The 12,102-nt window shown below is 73.8% G+C and carries 11 protein-coding genes; 7 read left to right on the top strand and 4 right to left on the bottom strand.

Features of this window, described 5'->3' with window-relative positions:
• Window positions 1–104 precede the first annotated feature (104 nt).
• The 3 genes from ACWEV0_RS34410 (at window position 105) to ACWEV0_RS34400 (ending at window position 4,940) form a co-directional block, all read left to right on the top strand.
• The gene (locus ACWEV0_RS34410; protein ID WP_453153744.1) at window positions 105–728 is read left to right on the top strand and encodes a GntR family transcriptional regulator; all 624 of its coding nucleotides are present in this window, start codon (window positions 105–107) and stop codon (window positions 726–728) included.
• A gap of 285 nt (window positions 729–1,013) precedes the next feature.
• On the top strand, window positions 1,014–3,716 hold the full coding sequence (aceE, locus tag ACWEV0_RS34405) for a pyruvate dehydrogenase (acetyl-transferring), homodimeric type (protein WP_453153743.1): 2,703 nt from the start codon (window positions 1,014–1,016) through the stop codon (window positions 3,714–3,716).
• Between the two features lie 264 nt (window positions 3,717–3,980).
• Entirely contained in the window at window positions 3,981–4,940 is a 960-nt protein-coding gene (locus tag ACWEV0_RS34400; protein ID WP_453153742.1) for a helix-turn-helix transcriptional regulator, read from the top strand.
• Window positions 4,941–4,988: 48 nt separating this feature from the next.
• On the opposite strand, the gene ACWEV0_RS34395 is transcribed toward ACWEV0_RS34400, so the two are convergent.
• Entirely contained in the window at window positions 4,989–5,924 is a 936-nt protein-coding gene (locus tag ACWEV0_RS34395) for an SDR family oxidoreductase (protein WP_453153741.1), read from the bottom strand.
• Window positions 5,925–6,023: 99 nt separating this feature from the next.
• Between ACWEV0_RS34395 and ACWEV0_RS34390 the strand changes: the two genes are divergently transcribed.
• Entirely contained in the window at window positions 6,024–6,545 is a 522-nt protein-coding gene (locus tag ACWEV0_RS34390; RefSeq protein ID WP_453153745.1) for a DUF4240 domain-containing protein, read from the top strand.
• Window positions 6,546–6,645: 100 nt separating this feature from the next.
• On the opposite strand, the gene ACWEV0_RS34385 is transcribed toward ACWEV0_RS34390, so the two are convergent.
• A complete protein-coding gene (locus ACWEV0_RS34385; protein WP_453153740.1) occupies window positions 6,646–7,083 on the bottom strand; it encodes an SDR family NAD(P)-dependent oxidoreductase in 438 nt (145 codons plus the stop codon).
• A gap of 46 nt (window positions 7,084–7,129) precedes the next feature.
• Window positions 7,130–7,924: an SDR family NAD(P)-dependent oxidoreductase gene (locus tag ACWEV0_RS34380; protein ID WP_453153739.1), complete on the bottom strand. Its 795-nt coding sequence runs from the start codon at window positions 7,922–7,924 to the stop codon at window positions 7,130–7,132.
• Between the two features lie 81 nt (window positions 7,925–8,005).
• On the opposite strand from ACWEV0_RS34380, the gene ACWEV0_RS34375 reads away from it, so the two are divergent.
• Window positions 8,006–8,719, top strand: coding sequence for a TetR/AcrR family transcriptional regulator (locus ACWEV0_RS34375; protein WP_453153738.1), 714 nt, complete (start codon window positions 8,006–8,008; stop codon window positions 8,717–8,719).
• A 100-nt stretch (window positions 8,720–8,819) separates the two neighbouring features.
• On the opposite strand, the gene ACWEV0_RS34370 is transcribed toward ACWEV0_RS34375, so the two are convergent.
• Window positions 8,820–9,335, bottom strand: coding sequence for an N-acetyltransferase family protein (locus ACWEV0_RS34370; RefSeq protein WP_453153737.1), 516 nt, complete (start codon window positions 9,333–9,335; stop codon window positions 8,820–8,822).
• A gap of 47 nt (window positions 9,336–9,382) precedes the next feature.
• Here ACWEV0_RS34370 and ACWEV0_RS34365 point away from each other — a divergent pair, with 47 nt between their 5' ends.
• Both ACWEV0_RS34365 and ACWEV0_RS34360 read left to right on the top strand, forming a co-directional pair.
• Window positions 9,383–10,291: a TIGR01777 family oxidoreductase gene (locus tag ACWEV0_RS34365; RefSeq protein WP_453153736.1), complete on the top strand. Its 909-nt coding sequence runs from the start codon at window positions 9,383–9,385 to the stop codon at window positions 10,289–10,291.
• A gap of 161 nt (window positions 10,292–10,452) precedes the next feature.
• The gene (locus ACWEV0_RS34360; RefSeq protein ID WP_453153735.1) at window positions 10,453–11,742 is read left to right on the top strand and encodes an NAD(P)/FAD-dependent oxidoreductase; all 1,290 of its coding nucleotides are present in this window, start codon (window positions 10,453–10,455) and stop codon (window positions 11,740–11,742) included.
• The last annotated feature ends 360 nt before the right edge of the window (window positions 11,743–12,102 follow it).

Below are 12,102 nucleotides of genomic sequence, written 5' to 3'. Positions count from 1 at the left end.
AAACAACCGCCTCCACCCGTGGGGCCCCCCCGCCGTTTGTTGTTCGGGGGGGGGGGCGCCGCCGTATTGTCTAAGTGTCACGTGACTCCCGAGGAGCAGCCCCCATGACCATGCCCGTCGTCCATTCGCTGCGCGAGCAGATCCGCGAGCACATCGTGGAGGGCATCGTCAGCGGCCGCTGGAAGCCGGGCGAGCGCATCGTGGAGCGGCGGATCGCGACCGAGCTCGAGGTCTCGCAGACGCCCGTGCGCGAGGCGCTGCGCGAGCTGGAGTCGCTGCGGCTGATCGAGTCGGCGCCCAACAAGGGCGTCCGGGTGCGCAACCTCACGGCCGCGGACCTGGAGGAGAGCTATCCCGTCCGGGCCGGTCTGGAGCAGATCGCGGCGGAGCTGGCGGCCGGCCGCCTGGCGACCGACTGCTCGGCCCTGGAGCCGCACGTGACGGCGCTGTACGAGGCGGACGCGGCCTCGGACGGCACGGCGCAGGTGCGGCACACGGTGGGCTTCCACCGGGAGCTGGTGAAGGCGGCCGGGAACAGCGTGCTGCTGCACACCTGGGAGGGCCTGGGCATCGAGGTGTTCACGGCGCTGTCGATCCGCTGGCTGGGCACGGTGCAGAAGTCGTACGCGGAGGAGCACCAGGAGCTGGTGGAGGCGTTCCGGCGGGGCGACCCGAACATCGGGGCGCTGGTGAAGGCGCACGTCCTGGGATGCGCGCCGAGGGCGTGATCCGGCCATCGGATCGACGAGCGGGTCCGCCTCCGGGCGGGCCCGCTCGTTTGTGCGAGAGCACCCTCAGAATTCCACTCACCTGCGAAAACAAGGCACCGGGTGCCCTCGTTCGCGGCACCCTGTGCCGACTTTGGTGCTCGGGGCATCTTTTTCTTGGGGAAGCTTTGATCGATCATCGATCGACGGCTTACAGTCTTCGGCGGGCCGTACCCCGGTCCACGCCCTGTCCTGCCAGACAAGGCCGTTTTATCTCCACCCCCACCTGTCCGGAAGGCGGCGATCATGACCGATCCCGTAGGCAAGATTCCGAGCGAGCTCGACCAGCTCCCGGACCGTGACACCGAGGAGACCGCCGAGTGGGCGGCCTCCCTCGACGCCGTCACCAAGGCCGCCGGCCCCCACCGGGCCGCCTACCTGATGCGCCGTACCCTCCAGCACGCCGACACGGCGGGCCTCGCCCTGCCGAAGCTCCTGGAGACGGACTACCTCAACACCATCCCCACCTCCGCCGAGCCCGTCATCGACGGCGACGAGGAGATGGAGCGGAAGATCACCGCCTGGAACCGCTGGAACGCGGCCGCGATGGTCACCCGCGGCTCCAAGCACGGCGTCGGCGGCCACATCGCCACCTTCGCCTCCGCGGCCTGGCTCTACGAGACCGGCTTCAACCACTTCTTCCGCGGCAAGGAGGGGGACGGCTCCGGCGACCAGCTCTACATCCAGGGCCACGCCTCCCCCGGCATCTACGCCCGCGCCTTCCTCGACGGCCGCCTGAACGAGTCGCACCTCGACAACTTCCGGCAGGAGTCCGGCGGCAACGGCCTGCCCTCCTACCCGCACCCGCGCCGCCTCCCCTGGCTGTGGGAGTTCCCGACCGTCTCCATGGGCCTCGGCCCGCTCTCCGCGATCTACCAGGCGCGCTTCAACCGCTACCTGACCAACCGCGGCATCAAGGACGTCTCCGCCTCCCACGTGTGGGCCTTCCTCGGTGACGGCGAGATGGACGAGCCCGAGTCGACGGCGGCACTCGCACTCGCCGCCCGCGAGGGTCTGGACAACCTGACCTTCGTCATCAACTGCAACCTGCAGCGCCTCGACGGCCCGGTCCGCGCCAACTTCAAGATCGTGCAGGAGCTGGAGGCCCAGTTCCGCGGCGCCGGCTGGAACGTCGTGAAGACCCTGTGGGGCAACGCCTGGGACGAGCTGTTCGCGCTCGACACCACCGGCGCCCTGGTCCGCCGCCTCCGCGAGGTGCCGGACGCCCAGGTCCAGACGTACCAGACCCGCGACGCCGCCTACATCCGCCAGGACTTCTTCGGCAAGGACCCGGCGCTCGTCGCGATGGCGCAGCTGCTGTCCGACGACAAGATCCTCGAGTGCTTCCACCTCTCCCGTGGTGGCCACGAGCCGCGCAAGGTGTACGCCGCGTACAAGGCCGCGCTGGAGTTCAAGGGCGCTCCGACCGTCATCCTGGCGCAGACCGTCAAGGGCTTCACCCTCGGTGAGGGCTTCGCGTCGAAGAACGCGAACCACCAGATGAAGAAGCTCACGACGGACGAGTTCAAGAACATGCGTGACCTTCTTGAGCTGCCGATCTCGGACGCCCAGTTCGTCGACGGTGTCGTCCCCTACGGCCACCCGGGCGCCGACTCGGCCGAGGTCCGCTACCTCCAGGAGCGCCGCGCGGCCCTCGGCGGCCCCGCCCCGGCCCGCCGCGTCCACCCGGTCGCGCCGCTGCCGGCCCCGGCCGACAAGGTCTTCGCCTCCTTCGACAAGGGCTCCGGCTCGCAGAACGTCGCCACCACGATGGCGTTCGTGCGCCTGATCAAGGACCTGGTCCGCGACAAGGAGACCGGCAAGCGCTGGGTCCCGATCGTCCCGGACGAGGCCCGTACCTTCGGTATGGAGTCGCTGTTCCCGTCGCTCGGCATCTACTCGCCGAAGGGCCAGACGTACGAGCCGGTCGACCGCGACCAGCTGATGTACTACAAGGAGGCCGTCAACGGCCAGATCCTGAACGAGGGCATCACCGAGGCCGGCTCGATGGCCGACTTCATCGCCGCGTCGACCGCGTACTCGACGCACGGCGAGGCCATGATCCCGTTCTACATCTTCTACTCGATGTTCGGCTGGCAGCGGACCGCCGACCAGATGTGGCAGCTCGGCGACCAGCTCGGCCGCGGCTTCCTCGTCGGCGCGACCGCCGGCCGCACGACCCTGACCGGTGAGGGCCTGCAGCACGCCGACGGCCACTCCCCCGTCATCGCGGCCACCAACCCGGCGGCGCTGACCTACGACCCGGCGTTCGCCTACGAGGTCGCGGCCATCGTCAAGGAGGGCCTGCGCCGCATGTACGGCGAGGCGGCCGAGGGCGAGGACCAGAACGTCTTCTACTACCTCACCGTCTACAACGAGCCCATGCCGCAGCCGGCCAAGCCGGGCCACGCGGGCGTCGACGAGGGCATCGTCAAGGGCCTCTACCGCTTCAACACGGCCGAGTCGGCCGGCCTGGAGCTGCCCGCGAACGCCTCCCGCATCCAGCTGCTGTCCTCCGGCACGGCGATCCACTGGGCCCTGGAGGCGCAGAAGCTGCTCGCCGCCGAGTGGGGCGTGGCCGCCGACGTGTGGTCCGCGACCTCCTGGACCGAGCTGCGCCGTGACGCCCTCGAGGCCGACGCGGCCCTGCTGCGCGGCGAGGAGCGGGTGCCGTACATCCGCCAGGCCCTGGAGGGCGTCGACTCCCCCGTCCTGGCGGTCTCCGACTACATGCGCCAGGTCCCGGACCAGATCGCGCAGTGGGTCGAGCAGGACTACACCTCGCTGGGCGCCGACGGCTTCGGCCTGTCGGACACCCGCGAGGCCGCCCGCCGCCACTTCGGCGTCGACGCCCAGTCGATCGTCGTGGCCGCCCTGGCCCAGCTCGCCCGCAAGGGCGAGGTCCAGGTGACCGCGGTCAAGGAGGCCCGGGAGCGGTACGGCCTGTAAGGCCGGTCGCCCGCCCGGGCGGTGAGTGACCGAGGGGCCGCCCTGCCCGTACGCCGACACGTACGGGCAGGGCGGCCCTTCGGCGTCGGTGCGGTCAGCCCCTGGACTGCTGGACACCGCCTGGCCCACGACCGTGCGGGCCCTGCGCTCCGCGTCCGTGCGCGGCTTCTCGTACCGGCCTTCCAGTGACACGCCTCGCCGCATCGCGGCTCCCCCTGTGGTCTCCGGCCTCAGGGCCACGGCATGGATGGCAGGCTGGGGTGCATGCGTGCCGCCCGCCTCATCAAGTTGGTGCTTCTCCTCCAGTCCCGTCCGTCCATGACCGCCGCCGAACTCGCCGCCGAGCTGGAGGTGTCGGAGCGGACCATCACGCGGGACGCGCTGGCCCTGTCGGAGGCGGGGGTTCCGGTGTACGCGGACCGGGGCCGGGCCGGGGGCTACCGGCTCGTCGGCGGCTATCGGACCCGGCTGACCGGGCTGGCGCGCGGGGAGGCGGAGGCGCTGTTCCTGTCCGGGCTGCCGCAGGCGCTGCGGGACATGGGGCTCGCGGACGCGGCCTCGGCGGCGCGGCTGAAGGTGTCGGCGGCGCTGCTGCCGTCGTTGCGGGACGCGCCGGAGGCCGCGGGGCGGCGCTTTCACCTGGACGCGCCCGCCTGGTACCAGGAGCCGGAGACGCCGGAGCTGCTCGCGCCGCTCGCGGACGCGGTCTGGGACGACCGCCCGGTGCGGGCCCGCTACCGGCGCGGTGACGCGGAGGTGGCGCGCGAGCTCCAGCCGTACGGGCTCGTCCTGAAGGCCGGGGTCTGGTACGTGTGCGCCCGGGCGGGCGGCTCCTACCGCACCTATCGGGTGGACCGCTTCACCGGTGTCGTGCTCGGCGACGAACACTTCGAGCGGGACCCGGAGTTCGATCTGGCGGCGTTCTGGACGGAGCGCTCGGCCGAGTTCGCGCGCTCGCTGCTGCGCGCCGAGGTGGAGCTGCGGCTCACGGAGGCGGGGGCGCGGCGGCTGCCGTACGTGACGGACCGGGCGGCGGCGGAGGCGGCGCTGGCGGCCGGGGCCGACGAGGGCGGCCGGCGGCGGGTGGTGCTGGCCGTGGAGAGCGAGGAGGTGGCCTTCGGGCAGCTGCTCGGGCTCGGGCCGGAGGTGGAGGTGCTGGCCCCGGCGGCGCTCCGCGAGCGGTTCGCGGAGGCCGCGCGGGCCATGGCGGAGGTCTACGGGTAGCCGGCTGCCGGTGGCCGGCCACCCGTAGCGGGACTACCGGTGGCTCGGCTACCGGTAGTCCTCGACCCTGACGTCCGGGTCGGCCTCCTTGGCGAGCATGAAGCCCCACGAGTCGGGCCGCGAGCCGTCCGCGTCCGTGAAGCCGTACGCCCTGGCGAGCTGTCCGCTGTCGAGCGACTGCCCGTTCCAGCGCGCCCGTTCCGGGTCGGCGGCGAGCGCGGCGACGGCCCGGCCCACGTACACCGGCGACTCGGAGATGCCGAAGTCCGGCAGCTCCTTGGTCGCGTCGCGCCAGTTGTCCTCGGTGACGCCGAAGTGGGCGAGCATCTGCTCGGAGCGCAGCCAGCCGGGGCTGACGGAGACGGCGGTGCCGCCGGCGTCGGCCAGCTCCTTCGCGAGGCCGAAGGCCATCCGGATCGGGGCGTTCTTGGCGAGGTCGTAGAAGAGGTTCTCGCGGTAGTGGGTGCCGTTGTAGGCGGTGGTGCCGTCGGTGACCTCGACGACGAGTCCGCCGGGCCGGCGGGTGAGCAGCGGCAGGGCGGCGTGGGAGGTGATCAGGTGGGTCTTCACGCCGAGTTCGAGCATCCTCAGGCCGTCGGCGAGGTCGGTCTCCCAGGTCTTCTTGCCGAAGGTGACGAGGTGCTCGCCGCCCCACACGTCGTTGACGAGGACGTCGAGCCGGCCGTCCTGCTCGCGGTCGATCCGGTCGACGAGGGCGCGGACCCGGTCGGGTTCCAGGTGGTCGGTGGGGACGGCGATGCCCGTGCCGCCCGCGGCCGTCACGAGTTCGGCGGTCTCCTCGATGGTCTCGGTGCTGCGGCCGACCTCGCTGATCCGGGTGCGGGTGGTGCGGCCGGTGACGTAGACGGTGGCTCCGGCGGCGCCGAGCTGGACGGCGATGGCGCGTCCGGCGCCCCGGGTGGCGCCGGCGACGAGGGCGACACGGCCGGCGAGGGGCGGGTGTTCCTGGGTCTCGTTGATCATGCGGTCAGCCTGGCAGGGAAAGACGACATCTTCTGTCCGGTTTGATTTCAGCCGTTTCCGGGTGCGTCGCCCGGCGTGACCCACGATGCTTGTCCCGTGATGGACGAGACGAAGTTCTGGGAGATCATCGACTCCACGCGGGAGCGCGCGGAGGGCGATCCGGAGGAGCACGCGGACCTGCTCGTCGAGCGGCTGACGGAGCTCGACCCGGACTCGGTCCTCGACTTCGCCCGCCATTTCGAGGCCCGCTACAACCGGGCGTACACCTGGGAGCTGTGGGGCGCGGCGGCCGTCCTGCTCGACGGGGCGGGCGACGACACCTTCGACTACTTCCGCTGCTGGCTGATCGGCCAGGGCCGGGAGGTCTTCGAGGGGGCGGTGCACGAGCCGGACGCGCTGGCGGAGCTGCTCGTGGACTTCGACGACGAGATAGACGGGGACGGCGAGGAGCTCGGCTACGCGGCGGACGAGGCGTACGAGCGGCTGACCGGCACGGAGGCGCCTGACCTGGGCATTCCGCCGCAGTTGGCGGAGCCGGCGGGCACCCCGTTCGACCTGGAGGACGACGGGGTGCTCGCGGCCCGCTTCCCGCGGCTGTGGGCCCGGTTCGGCCCCGGATGACGGAGAGGGGGCCGGGGGCCGGACCGGACCGGTCTCGTGGTCCTGACGGGTGTCCCGGCTCAGCCGCCGAGGCGGAGCTCGGGGTTCACCTGGCCGAGGATCATGTCGGTCCGCGGCTGGAGGGCGGGGAAGAGCTGCTCGGGCTGCGGGATCGCCCAGTACTTCCCCTCGGCGACCATGTCGAAGACCCTCCCCAGCCTCCGGCCGGGGGTACCCCCATGGCGTGCTCCCCGGGCGTGAGTCCGTGCTCGTCGGCGAGCTGCTGCAGCTGCGCGTTGAACGCGGCGATCTCCGGGGGCGCGGTCTCGCCGGGGCGGGCGGCCCTGAAGATCTCGCTCTTTACCGAGCCCGGGGTCACGACGGACACCTGGACCGGCGCGCCCTTCATCCGCATCTCGTAGTGCAGCGACTCGGTGAGGGCGAGCACGCCGAACTTGGTGACGCTGTACGGGGCCATGAGCGGGCTCGGCAGCAGGCCGCCGATCGACGACACGTTGACGACCCACGACTTCTCGCCGCGTTCGCCCCGCTCCAGCATGCGCGTGGCCGGGCCGGGACCCGTGGCCGGGGCGCCGGGGTGGATATCAGAAGTGGGTTCCGCCGTCGATGCGGACCTCGGTGCCGGTGATGAACTTTCCGTCCTCGCTCGCGAGCATCGCGACGACGCCGGCGACGGTCTCCGGGCCGGCGAAGCCCTGGCCGAGGGCGGGGGCGAGCTTGGCGAAGAGGGACCAGTCGGTGTCCTCGGGCAGGCCGGGGCCCACGGACTGCCTGGAGGCGCCGGAGCCGTCGGTCATGCCGGAGGAGATCGAGCCGGGCTGCACGGCGGTGAAGCGGATGCCCTGCTTGGCGTACTCGGCGGCGAGCGCGTGGGTCATGGACTGGATGCCGCCCTTGCTGGCCGCGTAGGCCGCCATGTAGGGGTGGGCGAACATCGCGGAGGTGGAGGAGAAGTTGACGACGGCGGAGCCGTTGCCCTCCAGGAGCGCCGGTATGGCCTCGCGGATCATCAGGAAGGTGCCGGTGAGGTTGATCCGGACGACCTGCTCGAAGGCGTCGAGGCTGGTCTCGTGGGTGTGCGAGGAGCGCAGGATGCCCGCCGCGTTGACCAGCACGTCCAGGCCGCCGAGGGCCTCGACGGCGGCGGCGACGCCCGCGCGCACGGAGGTCTCGTCGGCGATGTCCACCACGACGGTGGTGAGGCGGTCGGCGGCGTCGCCGGCCTTGGCGACGGTGTCCTTGAGGCCGTCCTCGCTGATGTCGGCGGCGACGACCCTGCCGCCCTCCGCGAGCATGCGCAGGACGGTGGCCTGGCCGATGCCGGAGCCGCCGCCGGTGACGAGTGCGCGGCGTCCTTCGTAGCGGGTCAGCTGGTTCATGACGAGGACCTCTCGATGTCGAGCTTTCGGGGGTGCTGCCACCGTACGCCCATGTGGCACGTTTTGCCATAGGTGCACGAAATGCACGCCTGGCAGGCGCGGGCGTACGCTGGTCCGGTGGACCCGAAGCAGCCCCGATCCCCCCGCCCGTCCCGGCCCGCGACGCTGACCGAGCGCCGCAAGGCCGCCACCCAGCTCGACATCGCCCGTGCGGCGGCCGAGCTGTTCACCGAGCGCGGGCCCGACGACACCACCGCCGAGGACATCGCGCTGCGGGCCGGGGTCGCGCTGCGCACCTTCTACCGCTACTTCCGCTCCAAGCAGGACGCCGTCGCCCCGCTCCTCGCCGGCGGCGCCGACCGCTGGCGGGACGCGCTCGCCGCGACCGCGCCGGGCACCACGCTGCCCACGGCCCTGGAGCGGTCCATCGCCGAGTCGCTCGCCGCCGAGGGCACGGAGGCCGAGGAGGGGCTGCGCTGGACCCGCGGGCTGCTGCGCGCGGCCGACCACGACCCCGCCCTGCGGGCCGTCTGGTACCGGGTCAACCAGGAGTCCGAGGACCGGCTGCGCGGAGTCCTCGCCGAGCTGGCGGGCCCCGGCGCCGACCCGCTCGAACTGCGGCTCGCCGCCGCCGCGGCCACCGACGCGATCCGGCTCGCCCTGGAGACCTGGGCCGAGACGGACGCGCCGGTACGGGGCGAGGGCGCGCCCGCGGAGCTCGCCGTGCGGTGCCTGCGCGAACTCATGGGCGGGATGCGGCTGCTCGCGCCCGGAGCACGCCCGGAGGAGGAGTGAGCGGCAGGCGGAACGCGGCTGTCCGCGCCCGGCCCGGAGAGGGGGCGAGCGGCGGCGGACCGCCCCTCGTACGACCGAGCTGCGACTCCTCACGCCCCGTTCAGGGGAGGAGCGAGCGTCCCATCAGGACGTCGTCCACGTACCCGCCGTCCAGGAGGAACTCGCCCGGCAGCACGCCCTCGACCGCGAAGCCCTCGGCGGCGTAGAGCGCGCGGGCGGGGGCGTTGTGGCCGAGGACCCGCAGCGTGATGCGGGTGGCACCCTCGGCGCGGGCCCGCTCCATCGCGGCGCGCACCAGGGCGCGGGCGACGCCCCGGCCGCGGGCGGAGGTGGCGACGGCGAGGCCCCGGATCTGGCGGACGTGGGCGTTGGAGGGCAGCGGGGTGGGCGGCACGATCCGGACGTAACCGGCCACCTTTCCGCCGATCTCCGCGACCTGGTAGTGCTCGGGCGGGTGCCCTTCGCCGAAGAAGGGCTGCCCGGGTTCGGGGGCGGGCAGGACGGCGTGGAGCGGGGACCAGGTGGCGCGGTCGAGCTCGGCGAGGGCCGGCTCGTCGGCGGCCACGGCGGCGCGGATCAGTATTTCCGGGTGCTGCGACGTCTCCGGCACGATCATGCGGGCCACTGTGCCACGGCGGGAGCCGGGAGGGGCAGGATGGCCGCATGAAGCCACAGCCTCGCCAGCGCATCGCCGTCACCGGCGCGTCCGGACTCATCGGCTCCGCCCTCGTGCGCTCCCTGCGCGCCGACGGCCACGAGGTCCTGCGCCTGGTGCGCCGGCCGGCCGCCCGGGCCGACGAGGTGGAGTGGGATCCGGCCCGCCTGTACGTGGACGCGGCCGGCCTGGTCGGTGTCGACGCGGTGGTCCACCTGGCGGGCGCGGGCGTCGGCGAGCGGCGCTGGAGCGAGGCGTACAAGAAGGAGATCCGGGACAGCCGGGTGCTCGGTACGCGGGCGGTCGCGGAGGCGCTCGCCTCGCTCGCCGAGCCGCCCGAGGTGCTGGTCTGCGGCACGGCCCTCGGCTACTACGGCGACACCGGGAGCCGGGCCGTGGACGAGAGCGCGCCCGCGGGCGAGGGCTTCCTGCCGTCGGTGTGCGTGGAGTGGGAGGCAGCGGCGGCGCCCGCCGAGGCGGCCGGGATCCGTGTGGCGTACGCCCGTACGGGCCTGGTGGTGGCGCACGAGGGCGGGGCCTGGGGACGGCTCTTCCCGGTCTTCCGGGCCGGGATCGGCGGGCGGATGGGCGACGGGCGCCAGTACTGGAGCTTCATCGCGCTGCACGACGAGGTCGCCGCGCTGCGGCACATCGTCGACACCCGGTCGCTCGCGGGCCCGGTGAACCTGACCGCGCCCGAGCCGGTCACCAACCGGGAGGTGACGGCGGCTATGGGGCGGGTGCTGCGGCGCCCGGCGGTCTGTCACGTGCCCGCGGCGGCGCTGCGGTTGGTGCTCGGCGAGTTCGCGCAGGACGTGCTCGGCAGCCAACGGGTGCTGCCGGGGCGGCTGCTGGAGTCCGGCTTCGACTTCGCGTTCCCCACGATCGACGAGGCGGTACGGGCGGCGGCCCGCTGACGGCGGGTTCCGGCCGTGCGCTCCCCCGTGCTGCGCGCACGCCGGGCACGCGCGGCTTCCCCGCGTGGGAGCGCTGCCTAGTCTCTTGCGAACTCTGGCATTCCGGGGCCGTGTTGGGGGCATAGGCCCCCACACGAAGCGACCGACCTGGGGAGGGGCACGTGCTCGACAACGCGGACGTCGTCGTCGTGGGAGCCGGGATCGCGGGTCTCGCGACGGCTCATCAGCTGACCGAGGCCGGGCTCTCGGTCACCGTCCTGGAGGCCGCGCCGCGGATCGGCGGCCGGATGGCGACCGACACCGTGGACGGCTTCCGGCTCGACCGGGTCGGACCGCTGTTCACCGCGCCGGAGGTGGCGGGCGTGGCACTGCGCCCGTTCGCCCCGGGGGTGCTCGTGCACAGCGACGGGCGGTACGGGAGGTGGGGGGCGCCGCACGCGCCCTGGAGCCCACGGGGCGTGGGGGGAGCCCGCGGGGTCGCCCGGGCGCTGGCCGGGGCGCCGCGCAACCCGGCCGCCTCGCTCGACCAGGCGCGGCTCGGCGCGTCCCTGGTGCGGCTCGCCACGACCCCCGGGCAGCGGCTGCTCACCCGCACCGAACGGACCGCCCGTGAGGCCCTCACCGCCCGGCTGCCCGCCCGCACCGTCCAGGGCGTGCTGCGTCCGCTCCTCGCCGCGCTGCTCGGCGACCCCGACCTGGCGACCTCCAGCCGCCGCGCGGACCTCGCGCTCCGCTCCTTCGCGCGCGGGCGGATCGGTGTGCCGGAGGGCGGTTCGGGCGCGCTGACGGAGCGGCTCGCGGCGGCGCTGCCGGCCGGCTCGGTGCGTACCGGCGTACGGGTCACGGAGGCGTCCATCTCGCGCGTGACGACGGCGGAGCACGGGGTGTTCCGGTGCCGCTCCGTCGTCGTGGCGACGGGCGGCCGTACGGCGGCGGAACTGCTGCCGGGCCTGCGCGTGCCCGACTACCACGCGGCGACCGTCCTGCACCACACCGCGCCCCTCGCGCCGACCGCCGATCCCGCGCTGCTCCTGGAGTGCGACCCGGCCGGGCCCGTCGCCCACACCGCCGTCATGAGCACCGTCGACCCGACCCGCGCTCCCGCCGGCCGCGTCCTGATCACCACGACGGTCCTCGGCAGCCCGCCCGCCGACGACGACACCGAGCGCCGCGTCCGCAAGCACCTGGCGACCCTGTACGGCGTGTCCACGGACGACTGGGAGCTGCTCGCCCTCCACCACACCCCCCACGCCTTCCCGGCGATGCGCCCGCCCTTCGACCCCGAACGCCCGGTCCGCCTCCTCTCCGGCCTCTACGTCTGCGGCGACCACCGCGCGACCGGCACCCCCCTGGGCGCCCTGGCGTCGGCCCGCCGCACGGCGGGGGTACTGCTTGCGGACCTGGGGGTACGGGCGGGAGGCATGGCGCGGGGCGTGGAGGCGGCGGCGTAGCCCCGGGACGCCCCGCGAGGGCGGTGCCCGTCTCCGCCTCTCCTGGCAGCCCCGTTGTGGGCTGCGCCCGCCGGGACGCCGAGCCCTGCCCGTGGGGCTGCGCCCGCCGGGACGCCGAGCCCTGCCTGTGGGCTGCGCCCGGCCGGAGCGTCGACGCCGTGCCCGCCGCCGTGGGCCGCCCCCGCCGGGACGCCGCCCACGGCGCTGGGGCGTCCGCCCACCGCGCGGGCTGCGGCCGCCGGGCGCCCATTCCCCGCCGCCCCCGCCGTTGTGGGCATTCGTTCCTCCCCCAGACTTCGTCCGGGGGGACCCCCAGGCGGAACGGGTGGGCACAACGGAACGACGCCCCTTGCCGGGCCT

This window comes from Streptomyces sp. NPDC003943, from assembly GCF_053605265.1.
This window is presented reverse-complemented; position numbering and strand designations above follow the sequence as displayed.

Coding starts and splice junctions, on each gene's coding strand:
- ACWEV0_RS34410 (WP_453153744.1), top strand. CDS start 105: ATGACCATGCCCGTCGTCCATTCGCTGCGCGAGCAGATCCGCGAGCAC.
- aceE (WP_453153743.1), top strand. CDS start 1,014: ATGACCGATCCCGTAGGCAAGATTCCGAGCGAGCTCGACCAGCTCCCG.
- ACWEV0_RS34400 (WP_453153742.1), top strand. CDS start 3,981: ATGCGTGCCGCCCGCCTCATCAAGTTGGTGCTTCTCCTCCAGTCCCGT.
- ACWEV0_RS34395 (WP_453153741.1), bottom strand. CDS start 5,924: ATGATCAACGAGACCCAGGAACACCCGCCCCTCGCCGGCCGTGTCGCC.
- ACWEV0_RS34390 (WP_453153745.1), top strand. CDS start 6,024: ATGGACGAGACGAAGTTCTGGGAGATCATCGACTCCACGCGGGAGCGC.
- ACWEV0_RS34385 (WP_453153740.1), bottom strand. CDS start 7,083: ATGCTGGAGCGGGGCGAACGCGGCGAGAAGTCGTGGGTCGTCAACGTG.
- ACWEV0_RS34380 (WP_453153739.1), bottom strand. CDS start 7,924: ATGAACCAGCTGACCCGCTACGAAGGACGCCGCGCACTCGTCACCGGC.
- ACWEV0_RS34375 (WP_453153738.1), top strand. CDS start 8,006: ATGCACGCCTGGCAGGCGCGGGCGTACGCTGGTCCGGTGGACCCGAAG.
- ACWEV0_RS34370 (WP_453153737.1), bottom strand. CDS start 9,335: ATGATCGTGCCGGAGACGTCGCAGCACCCGGAAATACTGATCCGCGCC.
- ACWEV0_RS34365 (WP_453153736.1), top strand. CDS start 9,383: ATGAAGCCACAGCCTCGCCAGCGCATCGCCGTCACCGGCGCGTCCGGA.